This is a genomic window from Mycoplana sp. 10N416 (genome assembly GCF_056394765.1).
In genome coordinates, this window is the sequence record NZ_JBFTIM010000002.1 from 172,991 (window position 1) to 196,421 (window position 23,431).

At 64.1% G+C, this 23,431-nt stretch carries 25 protein-coding genes; 8 read left to right on the forward strand and 17 right to left on the reverse strand.

The genetic code is table 11. The features are described from left to right. Nucleotides 1-79: 79 nt before the first annotated feature. The 8 genes from fdxA to tsaD all read right to left on the reverse strand — a co-directional run bounded on the left by fdxA (nt 80) and on the right by tsaD (nt 8,067). Complete coding sequence (gene fdxA / locus AC1DDS_RS05125) at nt 80-418, reverse strand: ferredoxin FdxA (protein WP_477477897.1); 339 nt, start codon at nt 416-418, stop codon at nt 80-82. A gap of 227 nt (nt 419-645) precedes the next feature. After that, nucleotides 646-1,065, reverse strand: coding sequence for an RNA-binding S4 domain-containing protein (locus AC1DDS_RS05130; protein WP_477477898.1), 420 nt, complete (start codon nt 1,063-1,065; stop codon nt 646-648). 4 nt (nt 1,066-1,069) lie between these two features. Next, a complete protein-coding gene (locus AC1DDS_RS05135) occupies nt 1,070-4,168 on the reverse strand; it encodes a helicase-related protein (RefSeq protein ID WP_477478247.1) in 3,099 nt (1,032 codons plus the stop codon). Between the two features lie 414 nt (nt 4,169-4,582). Continuing rightward, entirely contained in the window at nt 4,583-5,230 is a 648-nt protein-coding gene (locus tag AC1DDS_RS05140) for a class I SAM-dependent methyltransferase (RefSeq protein ID WP_477477899.1), read from the reverse strand. Nucleotides 5,231-5,237: 7 nt separating this feature from the next. Beyond that, nucleotides 5,238-5,669: an EVE domain-containing protein gene (locus tag AC1DDS_RS05145; RefSeq protein WP_310413171.1), complete on the reverse strand. Its 432-nt coding sequence runs from the start codon at nt 5,667-5,669 to the stop codon at nt 5,238-5,240. 5 nt (nt 5,670-5,674) lie between these two features. Then, on the reverse strand, nt 5,675-5,968 hold the full coding sequence (locus AC1DDS_RS05150; RefSeq protein WP_310413174.1) for a YciI-like protein: 294 nt from the start codon (nt 5,966-5,968) through the stop codon (nt 5,675-5,677). A 15-nt stretch (nt 5,969-5,983) separates the two neighbouring features. Beyond that, entirely contained in the window at nt 5,984-6,976 is a 993-nt protein-coding gene (locus tag AC1DDS_RS05155; protein ID WP_477477900.1) for an NAD(P)H-dependent glycerol-3-phosphate dehydrogenase, read from the reverse strand. Beyond that, a complete protein-coding gene (gene tsaD, locus AC1DDS_RS05160; RefSeq protein ID WP_477477901.1) occupies nt 6,973-8,067 on the reverse strand; it encodes a tRNA (adenosine(37)-N6)-threonylcarbamoyltransferase complex transferase subunit TsaD in 1,095 nt (364 codons plus the stop codon). Before tsaD ends, AC1DDS_RS05155 begins: the two co-directional genes overlap by 4 nt. 73 nt (nt 8,068-8,140) lie before the next feature. Between tsaD and hemC the strand changes: the two genes are divergently transcribed. The 8 genes from hemC (at nt 8,141) to AC1DDS_RS05200 (ending at nt 14,903) form a co-directional block, all read left to right on the forward strand. Next, nucleotides 8,141-9,070 (forward strand): hydroxymethylbilane synthase, encoded by a 930-nt coding sequence (gene hemC, locus AC1DDS_RS05165; protein ID WP_477477902.1) that lies wholly within the window; start codon nt 8,141-8,143, stop codon nt 9,068-9,070. Then, entirely contained in the window at nt 9,070-9,798 is a 729-nt protein-coding gene (locus AC1DDS_RS05170) for a uroporphyrinogen-III synthase (RefSeq protein WP_477477903.1), read from the forward strand. Before hemC ends, AC1DDS_RS05170 begins: the two co-directional genes overlap by 1 nt. 128 nt (nt 9,799-9,926) lie before the next feature. Then, nucleotides 9,927-11,159, forward strand: coding sequence for a COG4223 family protein (locus AC1DDS_RS05175; protein ID WP_477477904.1), 1,233 nt, complete (start codon nt 9,927-9,929; stop codon nt 11,157-11,159). A gap of 15 nt (nt 11,160-11,174) precedes the next feature. Next, nucleotides 11,175-12,791, forward strand: coding sequence for a heme biosynthesis HemY N-terminal domain-containing protein (locus AC1DDS_RS05180; RefSeq protein WP_477477905.1), 1,617 nt, complete (start codon nt 11,175-11,177; stop codon nt 12,789-12,791). Nucleotides 12,792-12,822: 31 nt separating this feature from the next. After that, nucleotides 12,823-13,299 (forward strand): tellurite resistance TerB family protein, encoded by a 477-nt coding sequence (locus AC1DDS_RS05185; RefSeq protein ID WP_477477906.1) that lies wholly within the window; start codon nt 12,823-12,825, stop codon nt 13,297-13,299. Nucleotides 13,300-13,449: 150 nt separating this feature from the next. Beyond that, entirely contained in the window at nt 13,450-14,166 is a 717-nt protein-coding gene (locus tag AC1DDS_RS05190) for a glutamine amidotransferase (RefSeq protein WP_477477907.1), read from the forward strand. 137 nt (nt 14,167-14,303) lie between these two features. Beyond that, complete coding sequence (locus AC1DDS_RS05195; RefSeq protein WP_310413203.1) at nt 14,304-14,600, forward strand: YggT family protein; 297 nt, start codon at nt 14,304-14,306, stop codon at nt 14,598-14,600. Between the two features lie 6 nt (nt 14,601-14,606). Further along, nucleotides 14,607-14,903 (forward strand): DUF167 domain-containing protein, encoded by a 297-nt coding sequence (locus tag AC1DDS_RS05200; protein ID WP_310413206.1) that lies wholly within the window; start codon nt 14,607-14,609, stop codon nt 14,901-14,903. A gap of 36 nt (nt 14,904-14,939) precedes the next feature. On the opposite strand, the gene ppa is transcribed toward AC1DDS_RS05200, so the two are convergent. From ppa to typA, 9 genes are all read right to left on the reverse strand, one after another. Further along, nucleotides 14,940-15,473 (reverse strand): inorganic diphosphatase, encoded by a 534-nt coding sequence (gene ppa, locus AC1DDS_RS05205; protein ID WP_477477908.1) that lies wholly within the window; start codon nt 15,471-15,473, stop codon nt 14,940-14,942. A 128-nt stretch (nt 15,474-15,601) separates the two neighbouring features. Then, nucleotides 15,602-15,979 (reverse strand): cytochrome C oxidase subunit IV family protein, encoded by a 378-nt coding sequence (locus tag AC1DDS_RS05210; protein WP_477477909.1) that lies wholly within the window; start codon nt 15,977-15,979, stop codon nt 15,602-15,604. A 9-nt stretch (nt 15,980-15,988) separates the two neighbouring features. Continuing rightward, entirely contained in the window at nt 15,989-16,711 is a 723-nt protein-coding gene (locus tag AC1DDS_RS05215) for a heme-copper oxidase subunit III family protein (RefSeq protein WP_477477910.1), read from the reverse strand. Between the two features lie 10 nt (nt 16,712-16,721). Beyond that, nucleotides 16,722-17,435 carry a cytochrome c oxidase subunit 3 gene (locus AC1DDS_RS05220; protein WP_477477911.1) on the reverse strand — a complete coding sequence of 238 codons (714 nt, stop codon included), beginning with the start codon at nt 17,433-17,435 and terminating at the stop codon, nt 16,722-16,724. Next, entirely contained in the window at nt 17,432-19,210 is a 1,779-nt protein-coding gene (ctaD, locus tag AC1DDS_RS05225) for a cytochrome c oxidase subunit I (RefSeq protein ID WP_477477912.1), read from the reverse strand. The genes AC1DDS_RS05220 and ctaD overlap by 4 nt, the downstream gene beginning before the upstream one ends. 39 nt (nt 19,211-19,249) lie before the next feature. Further along, complete coding sequence (locus tag AC1DDS_RS05230; protein WP_477477913.1) at nt 19,250-20,089, reverse strand: cytochrome c oxidase subunit II; 840 nt, start codon at nt 20,087-20,089, stop codon at nt 19,250-19,252. Between the two features lie 135 nt (nt 20,090-20,224). Further along, entirely contained in the window at nt 20,225-20,611 is a 387-nt protein-coding gene (locus AC1DDS_RS05235) for a c-type cytochrome (RefSeq protein ID WP_477477914.1), read from the reverse strand. 182 nt (nt 20,612-20,793) lie between these two features. After that, entirely contained in the window at nt 20,794-21,300 is a 507-nt protein-coding gene (locus tag AC1DDS_RS05240; protein WP_310413228.1) for a GNAT family N-acetyltransferase, read from the reverse strand. A 220-nt stretch (nt 21,301-21,520) separates the two neighbouring features. Further along, entirely contained in the window at nt 21,521-23,347 is a 1,827-nt protein-coding gene (gene typA, locus AC1DDS_RS05245) for a translational GTPase TypA (protein WP_477477915.1), read from the reverse strand. Between the last annotated feature and the right edge of the window lie 84 nt (nt 23,348-23,431).

Here is a 23,431-nt window from a genome sequence, read left to right on the forward strand (position 1 = left end):
AAGCCTGCCCTATCCAACTTGCGGACGGACATGCTCGGTTTTCCCCAATTGTAACCGCGCCGCTCGAGGCGCGGGCCGGTCAGTCGCCCTGACCGGGCTCGGCGGTGAAGTACTTCTCGTACTTTCCTTCTTCGCCGTCATAGGCCTTTGCATCCGGCATCGGCTCTTTCTTGACCGTGATGTTCGGCCAGACCTGCGCGAATTCGGCATTCACCTTCAGCCACTTGTCGAGCCCCGGCTCGGTGTCGGGCTTGATCGCCTCGGCCGGGCATTCGGGCTCGCAGACGCCGCAGTCGATGCATTCGTCCGGATGGATCACCAGAAAGTTCTCGCCCTCGTAGAAGCAATCGACGGGGCAGACTTCCACGCAATCCGTATATTTGCAGCGAATGCAATTGTCGGTCACGACATACGTCATGATGAACTCCAGCGAATTTCCTTGTCGGCGGCCGAGCGGCCTGACACCGCCATATCAACCGGCGAAACGGACACGATCCGGGCACCTGAGGATATCCGATGCCGCCTCCGTCTTCGGCTTGGAGGTAAAGGCTTTGACCCCGGTTTGCAAGGAAAAACCATGCGCAAGATCGAGCGGACGAAGGACGAATTTTCTATGCACACCAACAATTTCGCTGGGATTAGGGACTAATCTTCCGCTTCATCGAAGCGACTGTGCAGCGCATCAGTTTCGCGGCGCTCGCGTTTTGTCGGACGCCCTGCGCCGCGCTCGCGCGCCGCCTGCTCGAACAGGCTGCGCTCTGCCCTCGGCGGAGGCGGCGGTGTCAGATCCTCGTAGAGCGTACGGGCCTCCTCGAAAGGCCCGCGGCGGGTGCCCGGCAGGAGCACCTTCACCACAAGATCATGGCGCTCCAGCGACAGCACGACCGTGTCGCCGGGTTTCAGGTTGAATGACGGCTGGCGTATCGGCTGGCCGTTGACGGAGACATCGCCCTGCTCCACCGACTTCGCCGCGAGCGAGCGGGACTTGCGAAGCCGAGCGAAGAACAGCCATTTGTCGATGCGCTGGCGCGTCGAATCCGATGGCTGTTCCCGCTTGTCAGCCATGTCCCTACTTCTTCATCTGCTCCTTGAGCGCGGCGAGCTTGGCAAAGGGCGAATCCGGATCGACCGGCTTCTCCTTGCGCGGCGGGCGCGCCTCGAACTTGGCCGGCTTGCCGGAGCGGTCGTCGCGCTGCGGACGGTCGTTTCGGTCATTTCGATCCGGGCGGCCACCCTGCGGCTTTCCGTCGCGGCCCTTGGCAAACTCCGGACGACCGCCCTGCGGCCGGCCATCGCGTCGATCACCGTCACGCCGATCGCCTTCACGCCGTCCGCCGGCCTTCTGGCCGCGATCACCGCGCCGGTCACCCTGGCCGCGCTGGCCATGACGCTGGTTGTCGTTGCGGCCACCGGGCCGCCACAACAGGACCGGCCGTGCTTCCGCCGGAACCGCATCTTCCGTCGTCTCGGCAACGACACCCTCGCTGCCAGCCGCTTCCGCGGTCGGTTCGGCAGAGGCCGTTTCGGCGGGCGGCTCGGCAGAGGCCGCTTCGGCGGCTGGCTCTTCGCCTTCGCCGGCAGTCGCTGGCGCAGATTCGGCCGGCGCCTCCGCATCAGCATCGTCGTCAACCGCTACCTCGACGGTGTCAGCAGCAACACCCGCAGCTTCCGCCGTCTCGCCGGTCGCCGGGACAGCGGTCTTTGCGTCTTCCGTGGCCAGGAAAGCGGCGGCCTCCTCGGCCTTCACGCTGTCGGCGCGATAGCCAAGGCCCTTCAGGATTTCTTCCATGTCGTCGGGCGTTGCGCCGAGGATCGAGAGCATGGAGGTCGTCGCGGTGAACCGGCGGCCATCATAGGCGCCTTCCGGACGTGGCGTCGTGCCGGGCTTCCACTGAAGCAGCGGCCGGATGAGATCCGCCAGGCGCTCGAGGATGTCGATGCGCACCGCGCGCTTGCCGAGGAACCGGAAGCCGGCGAGCTTGTAGAAGGTGCGCTCGAAGCTCTGATCGGCGACGACCGAGGTGCGGCCGGCGGCCAGCGCCGGGATCAACTCGCCGTAGCCCGGCTTGTCGAGTCCATCATTCTTCAGCGCCCAGAGCAGCGTGATGAGTTCCGCCGGGGCCGGCTTGAGCAGCGCCGGCATGAAGATGTGGTAGGCGCCAAAACGGATGCCGTGCTTGCGGATCGAGGCGCGCGCCTCCTGATCGAGCGACTTGACGTCATCGGCAACGTCGCGGCGGAACATCACGCCGAGGTTTTCGACGAGCTGGAACGCCAGACCCTTGGCAAGCCCCTGCAGATCTTCGGCGCGTGACAGATCGTCGAGCGGCTTCAGGACGGTGGCGATGTGGTGGTTGACGAAGCGCTCGATGCGAGCGGCGACATGGTCACGCGCGCTGCCGGTCAATTGCTCGTCGGCGAGCAGGATGACGCGTGGCCGCATGACATGATCACTGGCCGCGAGGCGGGCGACGGGTTCGCCGAGCCAGCGCACCGTTCCGTCGGAGCCGACGGCGAGGTCGCTGTTGCCGGCGGCATGAAGCCGGGCCGCACGCGCCTCGAACTCGAGCGCCAACGCCTTCTGGGCTGCACCCTGCACGGCCTTCGCGTCCGGCCCCTCCGTGCCCGAAGCGAGCGTAAACCGGAATCCGGCCAACTGCCCTACATGATGTCCCTCGACGAAGACATCGCCATTTACACTGATTTCGGCTTCCAGCATCGCATTCTCTCTCAGGCGCTTCATGAGCACAGATGTCCTGCGATCAACAAAGCGTTTCGTCAACCTTTCATGTAACGCGTCGGACAATCGGTCCTCGATTTCCCGCGTCTTTTCCTGCCAGTGTGTCGGATCGGCCAGCCAATTCGGGCGATTCGACACATAGGTCCAAGTCCTTATCTGGGCAATTCGTGCCGAAAGCGTGTCAATCTCGCCATCGGTACGATCCGCTCGCCTCACCTGTTCGGCAAGAAAGTCCTCGTTCACCGTACCCCGCCGAACCAGATCGGCATAGAGGGTAGAGATGAGATCGGCGTGCTGCGCCGGCGTTATGCGCCGATAGTCCGGCAGTGCGCAGGCTTCCCAGAGCTTTTCCACCCGCTCGGCCGTCGTCGCCATGTCCCTGATGTCAGGATAGCGCGACAGATGCTCGAGCGCCTGCTGGTCGACGGCCGGCAGGGCACGAACCAGGCCGGAAACCGAAGGCGGCGCATCGAGGCTCGCCTTCAGGCTCGCGAGCGAGGCGAAATCCTGCCTCTTGGAGCGCCACTGCAGGACCTTAACCGGCTCGAACGCATGCGCCTCGATTCGCTCGACCAGTTCCGGGTCGAAGGGATCGACCCTTCCGGTTACGCCGAAGGTTCCGTCTCGAACATGACGGCCGGCACGTCCGGCGACCTGACCGATCTCGCCCGGATTGAGATTGCGGAACTGGTAGCCGTCGAATTTCCGATCCTGCGCGAAGGCGACATGGTCGACGTCGAGATTGAGGCCCATGCCGATCGCGTCGGTGGCGACGAGATACTCGACGTCGCCTTCCTGGTAGAGACCCACCTGGGCGTTGCGCGTGCGTGGCGACAGCGCACCCAGCACGACGGCCGCACCGCCGCGCTGGCGGCGGATCAGTTCGGCGATGGCATAGACCTCGTCGGCGGAGAACGCGACGATCGCCGTCCGCTGCGGCAGGCGCGTGATCTTCTTCGAGCCGGCGTAGAAGAGCTGCGACAGGCGCGGGCGCTCGACCACGGTGATGCCGGGAAGCAGATGCTCGAGAATCGGCTTCATGGTCGCCGCGCCCAGGAGCAGTGTCTCGTCACGGCCACGCAGGTGCAGGATTCGGTCGGTGAAGATGTGGCCGCGCTCAAGGTCGCCGGCAAGCTGGACCTCGTCGATCGCCACGAAGGACGCCCGCGTCTCGCGCGGCATGGCCTCGACCGTGCAGACCGAATAGCGCGCCATGTGCGGCGTGATCTTCTCTTCCCCGGTGATCAGCGCGACGTTGTGGTGGCCGACCTTTTCGACCATCCGCGTATAGACCTCCCGCGCCAGCAGCCTGAGCGGCAGGCCGATCACACCCGTCTCGTGCGCCACCATGCGTTCGATTGCGTAATGGGTCTTGCCGGTATTGGTCGGCCCGAGCACCGCGGTGACACCGCGGCCGCTCAATATCATCGGTGCAGCAGACAAGGCATGCCTCGGAAAGTATCGATCGTCCGGCGCCGGTTGCGGCCCGCGCGCCGGCAACACAAATGCCCATCGCAATGCGCAATAGCAAGAGTGCTGTGCAATCTGGCGGCGTTTCTCCCGTACTGAAATGGGTTTCAGGATCTCGCAAAGCCCGATCTATCAGCCCTTTGGCGGCAGAATCAGAACACCCTGCGAACGAATCGGAGACGAAACGAAGACTCCATTCGATTCAGGTTTTGTTCCCTACAAAATATTGACCTTCATGCGACTTCGCACACCACATGCTGAATCTTCCTCGCTACCGGGCCGAGTCAACCGCGATGAGACGCAACCTGGCCCGAAAAGCCTGTAAAGCCCTTTTTCTGGCATGCGCCAAAGATTCTTCGTCAGACGCCAGATCTAGGGCAGGAAACGCCAAACCGTCGTCCGCTTCACTTCGCTATCCTCCAGTGCGCGGGTGACGGGAACCTCGTAGGTCGCGAGCGGCGCCATCCGCTCGCGAGGGCAATAGGATCGGCCAGGATCGCCGACGAGAACCGCAGCCCCCCGCGCGGCCAGCTGCGAGAACCAGGGGATCAGCGCCTCCGCGAAGGTCTTGTCGTAGAAAACGTCGCCGGCCAGCACCACGTCCCAGCCCATATCGTCCCCAACAACGTCGCCGCCGCTATAGGCCAGGTCGATGCCGTTGTGCGTGGCATTCAGCCGGATCGCCGTCCCGCTCCAGGGATCGATGTCGGCGGCCCGCACCTGCGCCGCGCCGGCCAGTTTGGCGGCGAGCGCGACAAGCCCGGAGCCGCTGGCGAAATCGAGCACGTTACGGCCACGGACGATCTCGGGATGATCGAGCACGTAGCGGCTAAGTCCCTGGCCGCCTGCCCAGGCGAACGCCCAGAACGGCGGCGGCAGACCGATCTCCTCCAGCTCCTCCTCCGTCTTCAGCCAAAGATCGTGCGCTTCCGACGCCAGCCGGAGCCGGATTTCCGGCACGTGCGGCGGCGCAAGCACCGAAGTGTTTTCGAGGATGAAGCGTTCGGGATCGGTCTTCACGGCCCGATCAGCGCGGCGGGTTGTCGAGCCCACCCATGCGGCAGACCTCGATCCACTCGTCTTCGGTCACGGGCTGGACGGAAAGGCGCATCGAGGTGACGAGCGACATGTTTTCCAGCTTCGGGTTCGCCTTGACGTCCTTCAGCGAAACCGGGCGGGGCATATCGCAAACGGCGCGGATGTCGACGCAATCCCAGCGCGGATCATCGCCAGCCGTCGAATCCGGGTGCGACAGCGCACAGACCTCCGTGATGCCGACGATCTCCAGCCCCTCGTTGGAGTGGTAGAAGAAGCCCTTGTCGCCGATCTTCATCGCCCGCATGTTGTTGCGCGCCAGGTAGTTTCGCACCCCGTTCCACTCGGTGCCCTGCTCGCCCGCGTCCTTCTGCATGGCCCAGGACCACTTGAAGGGCTCGGACTTGTAAAGCCAGAAAGCCATGCCCCTTATGCCTCCGGATTGTTGAAGACCCAATTCCAGGCCTTCACCTCGACATTGGCGAACAGCCCGGCCTTGGCATAGGGATCCGCCTCGGCGAGCGCCCGTGCCGCTTCGATCGTCTCCGCCTTGACGACGACGAGGCTGCCCGTCGGCTTGCCGTCATCCCCGAGGAAGGGACCGGCAAAGGCCAGCTTGCCCTCTTCATTCAGCTTGTTGAGATAGGCCAGGTGCTCGGGACGGGTATCAAGCCGCACCTGCAGGGCGCCAAGCTTGTCCGTGCACAAAAAGGCAAAATGCATATCGTCTCCTTCCGCTCAAAATTCCTGGGTGATGGGGCGGGTCATCAAGGCGCTGATGGCTGTTGCCAGATCCAGCTTGCCATCGACGATCGCCGCGACCGCATCGGTGATCGGCATGTCGACGCCCCGCTCGGCCGCAACCTTCGATGCGACGCTCGCTGCAAAGGCCCCTTCGACAAGCTCCCCCGCCCAACCACCAGCATTGCCCTGTTTTCCGAGCGCAATGCCGAAGCGGAGGTTTCGCGACTGATGGCTGGTGCCGGTCAGCACCAGATCGCCGAGGCCCGATAGGCCACTCACCGTCGACGCGTCGCCACCATGCGCCGCCACGAAACGCGACATTTCCGCAAGTCCGCGCGAAATCAGCGCTGCGCGCGCCGAATCTCCGAGCCCTGCACCCTCCACGACGCCACAGGCGATCGCCAGCACGTTTTTCAGCGCCCCACCGAGTTGCACGCCGATGCGATCCGCTGATGGATAGAGGCGAAACGTCGGGCCGGACAGGGCGTGTGCGAGATCTGCCGCCTGCTCCAGCGTCTGCGCCGCGATGACCATCGCCGTCGGCAGGCCGCGGGCGATGTCGGCGGCAAAGCCGGGGCCTGAGAGCACTCCGATGTGCTGGTGTGGAAGTTCCTCTTCCAGCACGTCGGTCAACAACCGGCCGCTCGCCTTCTCCATGCCCTTGGCGCAGACGATGACCGAGGCTCCATCCATCAGATGGGGCGCGAGTTCCCGGGCGGCCTCGCGTTGTGACTGCGACGGCATCGCAAACAGCACGACCGGCGCGTGCTTAAGGACCTCGTGATCCGAGGTCACCTCGAGCGCGGCCGAAAGATCAATATCCGGCAGAACCGCATCATTGCGACGGTGGGACGCGATCTCGCGCACGGTCTCGTCGCGCCGGGCGAGCAGCGTGACCCGGCTTTCGCCGGTTTCGGCGACGACCGTTGCCAGCGCCGTACCGAAAGCACCGGCCCCGACAACGACGACATGCGGACGTGAGCTCATGCCTTGGCCCCCCGCTTACCCGATCCAAGCACTGCGGCGGCGGCCGTATCCAGCGGCCAGCGCGACCGCGGCGCCACCGAAAGCTCATCCGGCGAAAGGCCAGCCGCCATGCGCTCCAGTCCGGCCCAGGCGATCATCGCCGCATTGTCGGTACAGAGCGCCAGGGGCGGCGCCACGAAGCGGAAATGGTTGCGATCACAGAGATCCTGGAGCGTCGCGCGCAGCACCTTGTTCGCCGCCACCCCGCCCGCGACGACAAGCGCGGGAGCCGCCACTGTCGAAAACTCCTGTCGAAACCGCTCGAGACCGCGGCCGATGCGGTCCTTCAACGTGCGCGCGACCGCCTTCTGGAACGAGGCGCAGATGTCGGCAATATCCTGATCGCTCACCGGCTCGATCGATTGGGCCGCTTGGCGGACCGCCGTCTTGAGACCGGAGAAGGAGAAATCCAGCCGCTTCTCGCCGACAAGCGGACGCGGGAAAGAGAAGCGGTCCGGGTTGCCCGTTTCAGCCGCTTTTTCCACCGCGGGACCGCCGGGATAGGGGAGCCCAAGGAGCTTCGCGGTCTTGTCGAAGGCTTCGCCCAGCGCATCATCGATCGTCGTGCCCCAGCGCTCGTAGTCGCCGACGCCGCGCACCAGCACGAGTTGGGTGTGGCCGCCGGAAACGAGCAGCATCAGGTAGGGAAACGAAAGCCCATCGGTCAGCCGCGCGGTCAGAGCGTGCCCCTCCAGATGGTTCACGGCATAGAGCGGCTTGCCCTTGGCACGCGCGATCGCCTTACCGGTCATCAGGCCGACGATCAGGCCACCGATCAGGCCGGGGCCGCTGGTTGCAGCGATTGCATCCACCTCGTCCAGCGTCTTTCCGGCCCTCGCCAGCGCCTGGCCGATCAACGCATCCAACGCCTCGACATGCGCGCGCGCGGCAATTTCCGGCACGACTCCGCCGTATGCGCTATGCTCGTCGAGCTGACTGAGCACGACATCGCCCAGTATCTCACCGTGCCCAGCCGGATCGCGTACGACGATTGCCGCGGCGGTCTCGTCGCAACTCGTTTCGATGCCAAGGATGGTCAGGTGGGACGACATGAAGCACGCTGTTTGATTGCGGTTGCGGCAAAAGCCGGATACGAGGACCTCCGGTAACAATGGATCAAGGCGGATGCAAACAAAACCTTTAAGGATCGGGACGCGCGGCAGCCCGCTGGCGCTGGCACAGGCACACGAGACACGCGATCGACTGATGGCGGCCCACGGCCTTCCTGAAGAGATGTTCGAGATCGTCGTGCTCTCGACGCAAGGTGACCGCATCACCGACCGCCCCCTCTCCGACATCGGCGGCAAGGGTCTCTTCACCGAAGAGATCGAGGCACAGCTCTATTCGGGCGATCTGGACTTCGCCGTGCACTCGTCGAAGGACATGCCGACACGCCTGCCGGACGGTCTGGAGCTCGCCGCTTTTCTCCCCCGCGAGGACCCGCGCGACGCCGTCGTCGGACGGACGGCCCCGTCGCTGATGGAACTGCCGCATGGGGCAATCGTGGGCTCCGCCTCGCTGCGCCGACAGGCCCAGATCCGCAAGCTGCGTCCCGACATCAACGTCATCACGTTTCGCGGGCAGGTGGACACGCGCCTGCGCAAGCTCGCCGAAGGCCAGGCCGACGCCACGATGCTCGCCTATGCCGGCTTGAAGCGGATTTCCAAGGAACATGTGGCGACCCAGGTCCTTGATCTGGAGGTGTTCATGCCGGCACCGGCACAGGGCGCGATCTGTGTCGAGGCGCGCATCGGCGACCGCCGCATCGGCGAACTGCTGGCGGCTATCGACCACCAGGCCACCCATGAGGCGGTTACCTGCGAGCGCAGCTTCCTGGCCGTGCTCGACGGCTCATGCCGGACGCCGATCGCCGGCTATGCCGTCTCGGAAGCGGGCCGCATCCGCTTTCGCGGGATGATCCTGACCCCCGATGGCTCGCGGTTCTACGAAAGCGAGATCGAAGGGCCGGCAACGGACGCAGCGGCGCTCGGCGCCGAGGCGGGCCGCGTCGTGCGCGAAGCCGCGGGAACCAGCTTCTTCGACGGATGGGGGTGATGCGCGTCCTTGTGATCCGCCCGCAAGCCCAGGCACGAAAAACGGCGGCGAGACTCAAAGCCCTTGGCCATACGCCGGTCGTCGTCCCACTGGCGGAGCCGATCCACGACAACGAGGCGACGCTCGCGGCGCTCTCGACGCACCATTCGGCAATCGCGATCACGAGCAGCGAGGCGGTAAGGGTGCTTCTGTCGATCGGCGAGGCACTCGATCGCCACTTGCTGACAACCGTCTTCGCCGTTGGCACCGCTACGGCCCGTGCGGCCGCGGAGGCCGGTTTCCGCACCGTTCTCTCGCCGGATGGCGGTGATGGCAACAGCCTTGCCGATCTGATTGTTGCCCACCGGCGCGACTATGGAACCCCGCCCGATCCCCTTCTCTATCTGGCCGGCACGCCGCGATCGAAGTCCTTCGAGGCGCGGCTCGATGTCGCTGGGGTAAGCTATCAGACCACCGAGTGCTACCGGATGGAACCAATCCGGCCCGAGCGCGCCGAATTGGAGCCGGTTCTCACCGGCAAGCAGATAGATGCCGTCCTGTTTCACTCGCGAGAGTCGGCCCTGCGCTTCTTTGCCCTGCCGCTGGTCGCCGAGCACCTGGACCGCCTCGCTCGAACACTCTTTCTCTGTATCAGCCGCAGCGTCGCGACCGCGATTCCGCAGCGTTTCAAGAAATCGATCGTCATCGCCGCTACGCCGACCGAAGCCGATTTGCTCGACCTGCTGTAGGCGACGACGACGCGCGTTCCAGCTACGCAGATCGCAGCCGGGGCCCGCCTAAATCGAAGGAGGGGCTTTCCCTGCCGGGGTTCCCTGACTAGGTTTATTGCATCGCAATGGAGAATGAGGAGACCGTCATGGACCCGGAAAAGCCGCCCCGCCGCAAGAAATCCGGTGAGACGCCCGTGACGATCGACCTCGAGGCGGCACAGGCTGCCGAAAGCGGCACCACGAACGAGGCTCAACCCGTTTCAACCGATCCGACCGTCGAAACCAATCCGGACACGGATCTGGCTACATCCACAGGCGGCCCTGGAACGGCAAGCGCCGCGGAGCCAGAAACCACCGACACGTCGCCCCGCATGACGGCCGCACCACAGATGCAGTCGAGCCCGGCCAGGTCCGGCGCCTTTGCCGCCGCGATCCTCGGCGGTCTCGTCGCGCTTGCCGGGGCCGGCGCCCTGCAATACGGCGGCTATCTGCCGGCGCTCGGGCCGGAACGCGGCGGCAACGTCGATCTCGCCCCGTTGGGCGCGGAGATCGATGAGCTCAAATCGCGCTTGGCAAGCCTCGATGCCGGGCAGCCCGCACCGTCGGTGGACCTGCAACCGATCGAAACTCGTCTCGCCGCACTCGAAAAGGCGGCCGCGGAGATACCGGCAACGTCCGCGCTTTCCGGTGAAGCGGAGCAGTCCGTCGCCGCGCTGGAAACGAGTGTCGCCAAGCTCACCGCCGATATCACCGCGCTGCGCGAGGAAACGACGGCAGCCAACCGCGCTTCTGCCGACGAGATCTCCGCGTTGACACAGCGACTGGACGCCGCCGAGCGCAAGCTGGATGAGCCGCGCAGCGACGTGGCCATGGCACGCGCGGTCGCCGCAACGGCGCTGAAGACCGCGATCGACCGGGGCGGCCCCTACCTCGCCGAGCTCGAGGCGTTCGCCAGCATCGCCCCGGACGATCCATCGATCGCCGTGCTGCGGCCGCTTGCGTCGACGGGTGTGCCCTCGCGCGCCGAACTGGTACGCGCCTTCGGGCCTGTCGCCGACCAAATGGTCGAAGCCGTGCACCAGCCGACCGGCGACCAGGGCATTGTCGACAGGCTGATTTCCAGCGCCTCGTCCGTCATCAAGATCCGCCCGGTCGGCAGTGTCGAGGGAGACACGCCGGAAGCAATCATCGCCCGGATCGAGAACAAGCTGCAGAATGGCGACTTGAAGGGTGCGCAAATCGAATGGCAAACGCTGCCCGAGGTCGCCCGCACCGCAGCGGCCGCCTACAAGACCACCCTGGACGAGCGGATCACCGTCGAGGACGGAGTCGGCGCCATTGTCTCCGGTGCGATGGCGCCAAGCGGCAACCAAGGCTGAGGGACGGGTTCGATCATGACAAGACTGCTCTCTTTCATCCTCATCGTTCTCGCGCTCGGCGCGGGCTTTGCCTGGCTTGCCGACCGCCCCGGCGAGTTGTCGATCATCTGGCAGGGCCAGCGCATCGGCATGAGCCTGATGGTCGCCGCGACGATTGCGGTTTCACTGATGGCCGCCGTCATCTTCCTGTGGTGGCTCGCGCGCGTCATCGTGACATCTCCCCATGCGATCCGGCGTCATTTTCGCGCCCGCAAGCGTGATCGCGGCTACCAGGCGCTCTCCACGGGCCTGATCGCTGCCGGCGCCGGCGACGCCACCGCCGCCCGCAAGATGCTGGCTCGGACCAAGGGACTGATCAATGCGGACCAGGAGCCGCTCGTGCACTTGCTCGAAGCCCAGGCTGCCCTGATCGAGGGGCGCCACGACGAAGCCCGTCAGAAGTTCGAGCTGATGGCCGACGATCCGGAAACGCGCGAACTGGGCCTGCGCGGGCTCTATCTCGAGGCAAGGCGCCTTGGCGCCACCGAAGCGGCGCGGCAATATGCCGAGCGCGCCGCGGAGAAGGCACCGCAGCTTCCCTGGGCCGCCGACGCGGTCCTGGAAGAACGTGCCCAGGCCGGAGAGTGGGATCAGGCGCTCCGCCTGCTCGACCAGCACAGGCCGAGTTCGGTAGAGGAACGCAAGCAGTTGGACCGCCGCAAGGTGGTGCTTTTGACGGCACGCGCCGGCGCAAAGCTGGAGAGCGAACCGGATCCGAAGGCTGCCCGTGACGACGCGCTCGCCGCCCTGAAGATCGACGAAACCTTCATTCCGGCGGGGCTGATCGCCGCGAAGGCCTATCTGCGCGAGGGCAACCTGCGCAAGGCAGCCCACATCCTCGAGCGGCTGTGGAAGGCGAACCCGCATCCGGATGTGGCGCGGCTCTTCATCCACGCCCGCATCGGCGATTCCCCGGTCGATCGCCTGAAGCGGGCCGAGAAGCTGGAGGCGTTGCGCTCCAACAATGCCGAGACGCTCTTCGCCGTCGGTCAGGCAGCGCTGGACGCTCGAAATTTTCCTCTCGCCCGCGCCAAGGCGGAGGCAGCGGCCAGGCTCGCCCCCAGCGAACGCGCCTTCCTCCTGCTCGCCGACATCGAGGATGCCGAGACCGGGGACCAGGGCCGCATCCGGCACTGGATGAACCAGGCTTTGAAATCGCCCCGCGATCCGGCCTGGACCGCCGACGGGGTCACTTCACCGGTGTGGCTGCCGGTGTCGCCGGTGACGGGAAAGCTGGACGCCTTCCAATGGAAGACGCCGGTAAGCGAATGGCAGGGACCGATCGAAGAGGGCGTCGCCAACAGCGCCGAGGAGGCCATTCGCACATTGCCTCCCGTGGCGATCACCGACAGCCGGTCAATGGGGCGCGCCGATGAGCGACCGCAACAGCCGGCCCGCTCCGAACCGATCGAGATCAGACCGTCGGCGACCGAATCCGCCATCCCACGGTCAGAACCGGCCGTCGCAGCAGGGCCGATGTCGCGGGAGGACGAAACCAAGCCGTTCTTCGGCGGCCCGCCCGACGATCCCGGCGTCAAGAATGAGGCGAAGAAAGAGGGAAGCAATGGCAGCGCCAGCTTTCGCCTTTTCTAGAGCGCTCCAGATCCAGACCTGAAGAGGTGGCATGTTCGAACGATTGCAGCGTTTGCTTTCGAGCCTTTCGCGCGGCGACAGGCAGAACTTTGAAGCCGGGGATCCCCGTCTCGCGGTGATGGCGCTCTGTATCCAGGTGATGGAAGCGGACGGCAAGGTGCTGGACGCCGAGCGCTCGGCACTGCGCGAACGCTTTCGCGCGCTTTACGAGCTGGATGATGCAGATCTGGCCGCATTGATCGAGGCGGGCACTGCGGCCGCAAGCGAAGCCATCGACTTCTTCCAGTTCACCTCGGAACTGAAGCGGCAGCTCTCCGAGGAACAGAAGGTCGACCTCGTCGGCCTGCTCTGGGAGATCGTCTATGCCGATGGTGAACGCAGCGAACTGGAGGATCACGCCATCTGGCGCATTGCGGACCTGCTCGGCGTTTCCGGTCGAGAGCGGATCATGAAGCGCCAGGAGGTTGCCGGCCGGCACGGTGACAACCGCACCGGCGAAGACAATTGAAACACATCGCACCCGATCGCGTCGCAATCGGATAGGCTGGCCTTGCGCAATCGGGTGGACAGGCAAACACGGCTCTGACATCTTGGATTGCACAGCGCGCCGTCCGGGATCCCGCCTATCGGAAGGCGACGCGTCAGGATAGCCGACACGATGCTTCAGACCCCGCGAAAGCCCGGACCGAAACGCCCGATCCTCATCGTCCTGCACCAGGAATCGTCGAGCCCCGGCCGCGTCGGCCAGATCCTGCAACAAATGGGCTACGACCTCGACATTCGTCGCCCGGTGATGGACGAACCGCTCCCGACGTCGCTTGACGGTCATGCCGGTGTGGTCATCTTTGGCGGACCGATGAGCGCCAACGACGATCACGATTACGTCAAACGCGAAATCGACTGGCTTTCCGTCCCCCTGTCGGAAAACCGCCCCTTCCTTGGCATCTGCCTCGGCGCGCAGATGCTGGTGCGCCAACTCGGCGGCGAGGTCGGCCCGCACATCGACGGACTGACCGAAATCGGCTGGTACGCGCTCGAGCCGACCGAGGAAGGCCGTGAACTGATGGCCTGGCCTTCGATGGTCTACCAGTTCCATCGCGAAGGGTTCACGATTCCCTCCGGGGCGACACTGCTTGCCACCGGCGAACACTATGAAAACCAGGCCTTTCGCTACGGCGACAACGCCTGGGGCATCCAGTTCCACGGCGAACTGACGCTGGCGATGATGCACCGCTGGGTCGTGCACGGAGCTCACCGCTTCGAGCTGCCGGGCGCCCAGATCGGCCGCGCCCATCTTGATGGGCGCCTGTTGCACGACGCGGCGCTGCGCCAATGGATGATGGGTTTTCTGGACCGCGTTTTCCACGAGAACTGAATGACGGTCGCCGCCAGGATCTCAGGACGCATCGGGGACATTAAATATGTTTGCGGTTGCAGCCATCGAGCGCACTTGCTGGCGAGCCGGCCAATGGCTACATGTGGGCGCACGCAACCGGAGACAACGAGACACCCATGATCGCGATCATCAACACCCTGCTGTTCATCATCAGCATCGCGTGGTTCATCATCATCGCATCGGCCATCTTTTCCTGGCTGTATGCCTTCAACGTGATCAACACCAACAACCAGGTGATCGCCTCGATCGGCCGCGCGCTCTACAACCTCACCGAACCGCTCTACCGCCCGATCCGTCGCTTGCTGCCGGATTTCGGCGGCGTCGACCTCTCACCGATCGTCGTGCTGATCATCCTCTTCTTCCTCGAACAGGTCATTCGCAGCGTTCTCGCCCCCGCCCTCCTCGGGCTCTGACATCACGTGCCGGGTCGCCGTCACGAGCACCATGTGACAGTGACGGTGCGGCTGACGCCGAATGGCGGACGCGACGCGATCGACGGTATCGAGGCGGACGCAAGCGGCGAGCGCCATCTGAAAGTGCGTGTTCGTGCCGTGCCCGAGAAGGGCCAGGCCAACAAGGCACTGGTCGCCCTGCTTGCCAAGACGGCCGGCGTTGCGAAATCGGCCGTATCGCTCGTCAGCGGTGAGACCCAGAGAAAGAAAATCCTCCGGATCGAGGGCGACCCGGAGGAGATCATGAAAAGACTTGGTCTTTGAGCGAGCAGCGCGCCGCGGAGTGCGCAGCGCGACGGCTTACTTCTGCGCCTTGTACCGCTCGATCGCCTCAACGATGAGCTTCTTGGCGACGTTTACGTCCTGCCAGCCGGCGATCTTCACCCACTTGCCAGGCTCCAGGTCCTTGTAGTGCTCGAAGAAGTGCTCGATCTGCTTCAGCGTGATTTCCGGCAGATCCGTGTAGTTCTCGATCTTGTCGTAGCGGCGCGTCAGCTTCGGCACCGGCACGGCGAGGATCTTCTCATCCTTGCCGCCGTCGTCTTCCATGACCATGACGCCGATCGGGCGAACGTTGATGACGCAGCCCGGGACGAGGGGACGGGTATTGGCGATCAGCACGTCGATCGGGTCGCCGTCCTCGGACAGCGTGTGTGGCACGAACCCGTAGTTCCCCGGATAGGTCATCGGCGTATAGAGGAAGCGGTCGACGATCAGCGCACCGGCTTCCTTGTCCATCTCGTACTTGATCGGGTGACCGCCGACGGGAACCTCGACGATGACGTTCACGTCTTCCGGCGGGTTCTTGCCAATGGAGATTGCATCAATGCGCATGGGGACTCCGTGTATGCAGTGGATTTCGCGGGCTTCGTAGAGCGAAACCCGCTGCAACGCAACAAGCCATTGGTAGGGATGTCCGATAGCGGGTTGTAGCCGCGCGGGCGCTTGCGGCAACCGATCGCTCAATTCACGGGGGCCGGCCCGAAGAAAGCAAGCCGCGTCACCAGCGTGTAATCCGATTCCGACACCATCAAGCCGACGAAGACCAGCACCAGCAGCGGCGGCAGCAGGATCGCATAGATCAGCGCGAGGCGCTCCCAGGCCATGTGCATGAACACCGCTACGATCAGGCCGGCCTTCAGCAGCATGAAGATCACGATCAGCGACCAGCGAAGGTATCCCTGCAGCCCGAAGTAGTCGACGAGATAGGAACAGATGCTGAGAACGAACAGCAGTCCCCAGACAAGCAGGTAAAGTTTGATCGGGTGTTGCTGATGCTCGGCATGCGCCGCTGCCGGAACAATTGGGTGCGTGGGGGACTCGACGGTTGCATGTGCCATGGCGCTGCCTCACCAGAGATAGAAGAACGCGAAGATGAAGACCCAGACCAGGTCGACGAAGTGCCAGTAGAGGCCGGTGATCTCGACGATCTCGTAGCGCCCCTTGCGGCTCGTGAAGAAGCCGCGCCTTTCCGTGTCGAAATCGCCGCGCCAGACCTTTCGCGCAATGATGAGAAGGAAGATGACGCCAATCGTGACGTGGGTCCCGTGGAAACCCGTAATCATGAAGAATGAGGAGCCGAATTGCGCCGCCCCCCACGGATTCTCCCACGGCCGCACGCCCTCCTGGATAAGCTTGGTCCACTCGAAGGCCTGCATGCCGACGAAGGTCGCGCCGAGAAGAGCGGTCAGGACCATCAGGAGGGCCGTCTTGCGCCGGTCACGCCGGTAGCCGAAATTGACCGCCATCGCCATCGTACCGCTGCTCGTGATCAGCACGAAGGTCATGATGGCGATCAGGATCAGCGGGATCTCATGCCCTGCTATCGTCAGCGCGAACACCTCGCTGGGATTGGGCCAGGGCACAACCGTCGACATGCGCGCGGTCATGTAGGCCAGCAGGAAGCAGCCGAAGATGAAGGTATCGCTGAGCAGGAAGATCCACATCATGGCCTTGCCCCAGGAGACGTTCTTGAACGCCTGCTGGTCGGAGGCCCAGTCGGAGACGAAACCGTGCATGCCGTGGGCCGGCGGGGAGGAGTGCGGCGGATGCGTCTGCACGGTTTCGGCCATGATCACTTTCCTATTGTAGCAGTTGCCGACAAATATCGACGAAATTGCTCGCCCAGCCGGCGAAGAGGGCAAGCAGCACGAGCCAGACGGCCAGCATGAAATGCCAGTAGATGGCGCAGAGTTCCACGTTCAGCCGCAGCTTCCCGTTCACCGGGCCGTCACCCCAGGCCAGCCGCGCGGTGCGCACAAGCGCAACCATGCCGCCCAGGATATGCAGGCCATGCATCCCGGTGATGACGTAGAAGAAGCTGGCGGCCGCATCGTCGGTCAGCGTGTAGCCCGCCGCCACCAGTTGCTGCCAGGCGAACACCTGCCCGGTCACAAAGGCCAGCGCGGTGGCGAAACTGGCCAGCAGGGCCGTCCTCAGTCCCTCGCGTCGGACGCGCAAGGCCTCGACCTTTGCCCAGTGAAGACAGACGCTGCTCAGGAAGAGAATGCCGGTATTGACATACAGCAGCCGCGGGACCGGCAGCGCCCACCAGTCCCGTGTGTCGACACGCATCAGATAGGCGCTGACGAAAAGGGTGAAGAGGGCTCCCACCACGGCCAGGAAGACGCCGAGACCGACCTTGGCGACCGGCATCTTCGCCATCTCGAAGTGTGAAGTATCGCCGACATCGGCGTTGCCGACCTCCAGCCAGGGTTTCGAGGCGATCCCGTGGCGAGCCAACCACCATGTGGCGATGGCGGCAATGACGGCGAGGAAGACAAGCATGGCGCTCATGCGGTCGCCTCCCGCGCGAGGCCATAGGCGCCGGGCTGGTTCTGCGGGATGAAGTCCTCCGGTGCGCCGGGCACGCTGTAGTCATAGGCCCAGCGATAGACGATCGGCAGCTCCTTGCCCCAGTTGCCGTGCGCGGGCGGGGTCTGCGGCGTCTGCCATTCGAGCGTCGTGGCGTGCCAGGGGTTGCCGCCCGCCTCCCGCCCGTTGCGAAGGCTCCAGACGAGGTTGAACAGAAACACCATCTGTGCGGCGCCGACGATGAGCGCCATCACCGTGATGAAGATGTTCAGGTCGTGGACCGACGGCGGCACGAAGCTCGTCTCGCCGATCTCGTAGTAGCGGCGCGGCACGCCGACGAGCCCGACATAATGCATCGGGAAGAAGATCAGGTAGGCGCCGACGAAGGTGATCCAGAAATGGATCTGGCCCATGCCCTCATTGAGCATCCGCCCGGTGATCTTGGGATACCAATGGTAGATCGCCCCGAAGATGACGAGGATCGGAGCCACCCCCATGACCATGTGGAAATGGGCGACGACGAACATCGTGTCCGACAGCGGCACGTCGACGACGACGTTGCCAAGGAACAGCCCGGTCAGCCCGCCATTGACGAAGGTGACGATGAAACCGAGTGCAAACAGCATCGGCAGCGTCAGGTGGATGTTGCCGCGCCACAGCGTCAGCACCCAGTTGTAGACCTTGAGCGCCGTCGGAACGGCAATGACCAGCGTGGTGGTGGCGAAGAAGAAGCCGAAATAGGGGTTCATGCCGCTGACGTACATGTGGTGCGCCCAGACGACGAAGGAGAGCGCGCCGATGATGACGATTGCCCAGACCATCATCCGGTAGCCGAAGATGTTCTTGCGGGCATGCGTGCTGATCAGGTCGGAGACGATGCCGAAGGCGGGCAGCGCGACGATGTAGACCTCGGGGTGGCCGAAGAACCAGAACAGGTGCTGGAACAGGATCGGGCTGCCGCCGCCGTGTTTCAGCTGCTCGCCCATCTCGACGATCGCCGGCATGAAGAAGCTCGTGCCGAGCACGCGGTCGAACAGCATCATCACGCAGGCGACGAACAGAGCCGGGAAGGCTAGCAGCGCCATGACGGTGGCGGTGAAGATGCCCCACACCGTCAGCGGCAGCCGCATCAGCGTCATGCCGCGCGTGCGCCCCTGCAGCACGGTGACGACATAGTTCAGCCCGCCCATGGTGAAGCCGATGATGAAGATGATCAGCGAGACCAGCATCATGATGATGCCCCAGTTCTGACCGCCGGGCGTGTTGGAGAGGATCGCCTGCGGCGGGTAGAGCGTCCAGCCGGCGCCGGTCGGTCCGCCCGATGCAAAGAAGCTGGCGGCGAGCACCAGGACCGCCAAAAGATAGATCCAGTAGCTCAGCATGTTGGCGTAGGGGAACACCATGTCGCGTGCGCCGACCATCAGCGGGATCAGGTAGTTGCCGAAGCCGCCGAGGAAGAGCGCGGTGAGCAGGTAGATCACCATGATCATCCCGTGCATGGTGATGAACTGGTAATAACGCTCGGCGTCGATGAACGGGAGTGCTCCCGGGAAGGCGAGCTGGATGCGCATCAGCCAGGAGAGAACGAGCGCGACCAGACCGATCGCCAGCGCCGTCGAGGCGTATTGGATGGCGATGACCTTCGCGTCCTGGCTGAAGACGTAGCGCGTCCACCAGCTGTGCGGATGGTAGAGCTCCACGTCCTCCACCGCGGCCGGCGGGACGACCTCGCCTGCACCCGGACTGACTTCAACCATCGTCGCTCCTCCTGTCGGATCCCTCCCGGACCCTGCCTGCTATTTTCCGGCGGACACCTCCGCCACGATCGCGCCCGCCGGCTGTGCGGACGCCTGCAACTGCGAGAATGTCGACTGTCCGGCGAGCCAGGCCTGGTAATCGGCCTCGGCGTCGACGACGACCGTGCCGCGCATCTGTGGATGGCCGACGCCGCAAAGCTCGGCGCACAGGATGTCGAAGGTGCCGGTGCGGGTCGGCGTCAGCCAGAAATAGGTCACCATGCCCGGGATCATGTCCATCTTGGCGCGGAACTCCGGCACATAGAAATCGTGCAGCACATCGATCGACCGTAGCAGCACCTTCACCGGCCTGCCGACCGGCAGGTGCAGTTCGCCCCCCTCGATGACGACGTCGTCGAGCGCGCTTGCATCGGCCTTGTCGATGCCGAGGGAATTGTCGGCAGCCACGTCGCGTGTGTCGGCCCGTCCGAGCTTGCCGTCTGCTCCCGGCAGGCGGAAGCTCCAGAGCCACTGCTGGCCGACGACCTCGATCTCGTCCGCCCCCTTGGGCACGGTGATGAACTGGTGCCAGACGAACAGCCCCGGCGCCAGCATGGCAAAGACACCGAGCGCCGTACCGATCGCCAGACCGCTCTCCAGCCGCGGGTTCTCAGGCTCGTAGGCCGCCCGGCGATTCGGATCGTGGCGGAAGCGCCAAACGCAGTAGGCGAGAAACATCACCACGGCGACAAAGACGACACCGGTGATCCAGAATGTGATGACGAGAGTGGAGTCGATATAGCCCCAGTTCGACGCGATCGGCGTCCACCACCAAGGGCTTACAAGGTGGAACACGACCGAACCCACGGCGATCGCAACCAGCATCAGCACGACTGCCATTTCCGTCCCTCCCGCCTCGCTCGGCCGTGGGCATGAACCTGCAATCCGCAATTCTATTTCATAATTATCTCATGAACAAAAAAGACAAGCAATTCCAGCGAAAGGCGTGCGCGGTCGTGGGCGCACGCCCTTCGCTCATTGCGGCGAGTACTGCTTCAGGTAGGCCAACAGGTTTGAAATGTCGCTGTCATCCTTCAGACCTGGAAAGACCATTTTCGTGCCTTTCACCTTGGCCTTCGGATTGTGCAGGTAGTCGCGCAAGGTCGTCTCGTTCCAAACGAGCCCGCCCTTGCCGGCATCGATCATTGCGGTCGAGTATTTATAGTCGGGATGGGTGCCCGCCGTGCGCCCCAATACGCCATGAAGCGAAGGGCCGACCTTGTTGGTATCCTTGTCGACGACATGACAAACTGCGCATTTCTTGAAGACGGTCTCGCCGGCCGTCGCATCGCCCTCCTGCGCCAAAGCGCTGCCGGCCATGCAGAGAATGATGCCGATTGATAGGGGTCCACAAAAACGCATCGCAATCCCTCCCGAAAATCGTCCGAACCGACAGACGCCGCATAGCGACGGTCGCGCGGCACGCCCGTTGCTGCCTCTCAGCCTGGTCGGCTTCTGCGAACATTAGAAGGTAGGCAAATACAGAAACAAGTCAATCCGACCGGAGGGATAAGAGAGGAAGTGGCATCTGACAGGCGTCGGCATCAGCGGAAGATGAAGCCGATCTTCCTCAATTCCTTGCCGCCGAAATCTTCCATACCCTCGGCGATGTCGAGGCCTCCGACCGAGCGGAAAAACCGTTCCGCCATATCGCTGTCCTCCAGGCACCAGACCACGATGCCGTTGCAGCCGAGCGATTTCAGCAAACGTCTGCTCTCGCCGAACAGCAAGCGGCCGAGGCCAAGGCCCTGGTACTCGGGACGCAGGTAGATCTCGTAGATCTCGCCGTCCTGCGGCAGCGCCTGCGCCCGGTTAAGTCCGAGCGTCGCATAGCCGGCGATGACACCGGCCACGTCGAGAACAAGCAAGGTCGCCGGCCCGCGAGTGGCCTTGCGCCACCAACGTTCGTCCCGACGATGCACCATCTGCGTCAGCGGCTTGTGCGGAATGATCCCGCCATAGGCCTGCAGCCAGGACGCCCGATGGGTCTCTGAGATGCCCCATGCGTCCTGCGGCTCCGCACGCCTTACATCGATCGATAGTGTTTTCATCGAAATGACTCTAAACCCGCGTCGACTCCGCCGGAATCCCGGTCGCCCCAGGGATCCTTCTTGCCCACAGGCAAGTTCGCATGCGGCACGCCCAAAAGGTTAACGCATTTCTAAGAATTGCCACAAGTCGTATTAACTCGGCACACACATGAAAAAGCCCCGGCTTTTGTGCCGGGGCCTCGATCGTTTTGAGGATGCTATCGCCTACTTTCGGCGCGAATCAGGCGGCACCGGCCGCACGCTGCTTTTCGAATCGCTTCCGATCGTTGGAATCGAGATAGAGCTTGCGAAGGCGGATGGACTTCGGCGTCACCTCGACCAGTTCGTCGTCCTGGATCCAGGACAGGGCGCGTTCCAGCGTCATCTTGATCGGCGGCGTCAGACGGACGGCCTCGTCCTTGCCGGCGGCGCGGATGTTGGTGAGCTTCTTGCCCTTCAGCACGTTCACTTCCAGGTCGTTGTCACGCGTGTGGATGCCGACGATCATGCCGGCATAGACCTTGTCGCCCGCGTCGATGACCATCGGGCCGCGGTCTTCGAGGTTGAAGAGCGCATAGGCCACGGCCTCGCCGGATTCGTTGGAGAGCAGCACGCCGTTGACGCGGCCGCCGATCTCGCCCTTGTAGGGCTGGTAGTCGTGGAAGAGGCGGTTCATGATCGCCGTGCCGCGCGTATCCGTCAGAAGCTCCGACTGGTAGCCGATCAGGCCGCGGGTGGGCGCGAAGAAGACGAGGCGGACGCGGTTGCCGCCGGACGGGCGCAATTCCACCATCTCGGCCTTGCGCTCGGACATCTTCTGGACGACGACGCCGGAATGTTCCTCGTCCACGTCGATGACGACTTCCTCGACCGGTTCAAGCGGCTGGCCGTTCTCGTCCTTGTGCATGACGACGCGCGGACGCGAGACAGCAAGCTCGAAGCCTTCGCGGCGCATGGTCTCGATCAACACGGCAAGCTGCAACTCGCCGCGGCCGGAGACGAAGAAGGAATCCTTGTCGCCGGACTCTTCGATCTTGAGCGCCACGTTGCCTTCGGCTTCCTTGAACAGGCGGTCGCGGATGACGCGGCTCGTGACCTTGTCGCCCTCGGTGCCGGCGAGCGGGCTGTCGTTGACGATGAAGGACATGGTGACGGTCGGCGGGTCGATCGGCTGGGCCGTAAGCGCCTCGGAGACCGCCGGATCGCAGAAGGTGTCGGCAACCGTGCCCTTGGTGAGGCCGGCGATCGCGATGATGTCGCCGGCTTGCGCTTCCTCGATCGGCTGACGCTCGATGCCGCGGAAGGCGAGGATCTTGGAGATGCGTCCGGATTCGATCAGCTTGCCGTCCTGGCCGAGCACCTTGACGGCCTGGTTCGGCTTGACCGAGCCGGAATGCACGCGGCCGGTGATGATGCGGCCGAGGAAGGGGTTGGCCTCGAGGATCGTGCCGATCATGCTAAATGGCCCGTCGGCAACCGTCGGCTCCGGCACGTGCTTGAGCACGAGGTCGAGCAGCGGCGCCATGCCCTGGTCCTTCGGACCTTCCGGATTGACGTTCATCCAGCCATTGCGACCCGAGCCGTAGAGGATCGGGAAGTCGAGCTGCTCGTCGGTGGCGTCGAGGTTGGCGAACAGGTCGAAGACCTCGTTCAGCACTTCCTCGTGGCGGCCGTCGGGACGGTCGATCTTGTTGATGGCGACGATCGGCTTCAGGCCGACCTTGAGCGCCTTGCCGACCACGAACTTGGTCTGCGGCATCGGGCCTTCGGAGCTGTCGACGAGCACGATCGCGCCGTCCACCATCGACAGGATGCGCTCGACCTCGCCGCCGAAGTCGGCGTGACCGGGGGTGTCGACGATGTTGATGCGGGTACCCTTCCACTCGACCGAGGTGGCCTTGGCGAGGATGGTGATGCCGCGTTCCTTTTCGATGTCGCCCGAATCCATGACGCGTTCGGCGACGCGCTGGTTTTCGCGGAACGAGCCGGACTGCTTCAGGAGCTCGTCGACGAGCGTGGTTTTGCCATGGTCGACGTGCGCGATAATCGCGATATTACGAATGGACATGTTTGATCTCTGGGTTTTGGGCGCGCACGGCAAAGGCGGCGCCATCTTCAATGGCGCGCTCTTACATGGTTTTCCGCAATTGCG

Bases quoted from the DNA above. Each gene is read 5' to 3' on its own strand.
- AC1DDS_RS05210 (WP_477477909.1), bottom strand. From the start codon at position 15,979: ATGGCACATGCAACCGTCGAGTCCCCCACGCACCCAATTGTTCCGGCA.
- AC1DDS_RS05175 (WP_477477904.1), top strand. From the start codon at position 9,927: ATGGACCCGGAAAAGCCGCCCCGCCGCAAGAAATCCGGTGAGACGCCC.
- AC1DDS_RS05235 (WP_477477914.1), bottom strand. From the start codon at position 20,611: ATGCGTTTTTGTGGACCCCTATCAATCGGCATCATTCTCTGCATGGCC.
- AC1DDS_RS05220 (WP_477477911.1), bottom strand. From the start codon at position 17,435: ATGAGCGCCATGCTTGTCTTCCTCGCCGTCATTGCCGCCATCGCCACA.
- tsaD (WP_477477901.1), bottom strand. From the start codon at position 8,067: ATGTCGTCCCACCTGACCATCCTTGGCATCGAAACGAGTTGCGACGAG.
- AC1DDS_RS05190 (WP_477477907.1), top strand. From the start codon at position 13,450: ATGCTTCAGACCCCGCGAAAGCCCGGACCGAAACGCCCGATCCTCATC.
- AC1DDS_RS05185 (WP_477477906.1), top strand. From the start codon at position 12,823: ATGTTCGAACGATTGCAGCGTTTGCTTTCGAGCCTTTCGCGCGGCGAC.
- AC1DDS_RS05195 (WP_310413203.1), top strand. From the start codon at position 14,304: ATGATCGCGATCATCAACACCCTGCTGTTCATCATCAGCATCGCGTGG.
- typA (WP_477477915.1), bottom strand. From the start codon at position 23,347: ATGTCCATTCGTAATATCGCGATTATCGCGCACGTCGACCATGGCAAA.
- AC1DDS_RS05215 (WP_477477910.1), bottom strand. From the start codon at position 16,711: ATGGCCGAAACCGTGCAGACGCATCCGCCGCACTCCTCCCCGCCGGCC.
- AC1DDS_RS05155 (WP_477477900.1), bottom strand. From the start codon at position 6,976: ATGAGCTCACGTCCGCATGTCGTCGTTGTCGGGGCCGGTGCTTTCGGT.
- AC1DDS_RS05170 (WP_477477903.1), top strand. From the start codon at position 9,070: ATGCGCGTCCTTGTGATCCGCCCGCAAGCCCAGGCACGAAAAACGGCG.
- hemC (WP_477477902.1), top strand. From the start codon at position 8,141: ATGCAAACAAAACCTTTAAGGATCGGGACGCGCGGCAGCCCGCTGGCG.
- ctaD (WP_477477912.1), bottom strand. From the start codon at position 19,210: ATGGTTGAAGTCAGTCCGGGTGCAGGCGAGGTCGTCCCGCCGGCCGCG.
- AC1DDS_RS05130 (WP_477477898.1), bottom strand. From the start codon at position 1,065: ATGGCTGACAAGCGGGAACAGCCATCGGATTCGACGCGCCAGCGCATC.
- AC1DDS_RS05230 (WP_477477913.1), bottom strand. From the start codon at position 20,089: ATGGCAGTCGTGCTGATGCTGGTTGCGATCGCCGTGGGTTCGGTCGTG.
- AC1DDS_RS05180 (WP_477477905.1), top strand. From the start codon at position 11,175: ATGACAAGACTGCTCTCTTTCATCCTCATCGTTCTCGCGCTCGGCGCG.
- fdxA (WP_477477897.1), bottom strand. From the start codon at position 418: ATGACGTATGTCGTGACCGACAATTGCATTCGCTGCAAATATACGGAT.
- AC1DDS_RS05150 (WP_310413174.1), bottom strand. From the start codon at position 5,968: ATGCATTTTGCCTTTTTGTGCACGGACAAGCTTGGCGCCCTGCAGGTG.
- AC1DDS_RS05240 (WP_310413228.1), bottom strand. From the start codon at position 21,300: ATGAAAACACTATCGATCGATGTAAGGCGTGCGGAGCCGCAGGACGCA.
- AC1DDS_RS05145 (WP_310413171.1), bottom strand. From the start codon at position 5,669: ATGGCTTTCTGGCTTTACAAGTCCGAGCCCTTCAAGTGGTCCTGGGCC.
- AC1DDS_RS05135 (WP_477478247.1), bottom strand. From the start codon at position 4,168: ATGATATTGAGCGGCCGCGGTGTCACCGCGGTGCTCGGGCCGACCAAT.
- ppa (WP_477477908.1), bottom strand. From the start codon at position 15,473: ATGCGCATTGATGCAATCTCCATTGGCAAGAACCCGCCGGAAGACGTG.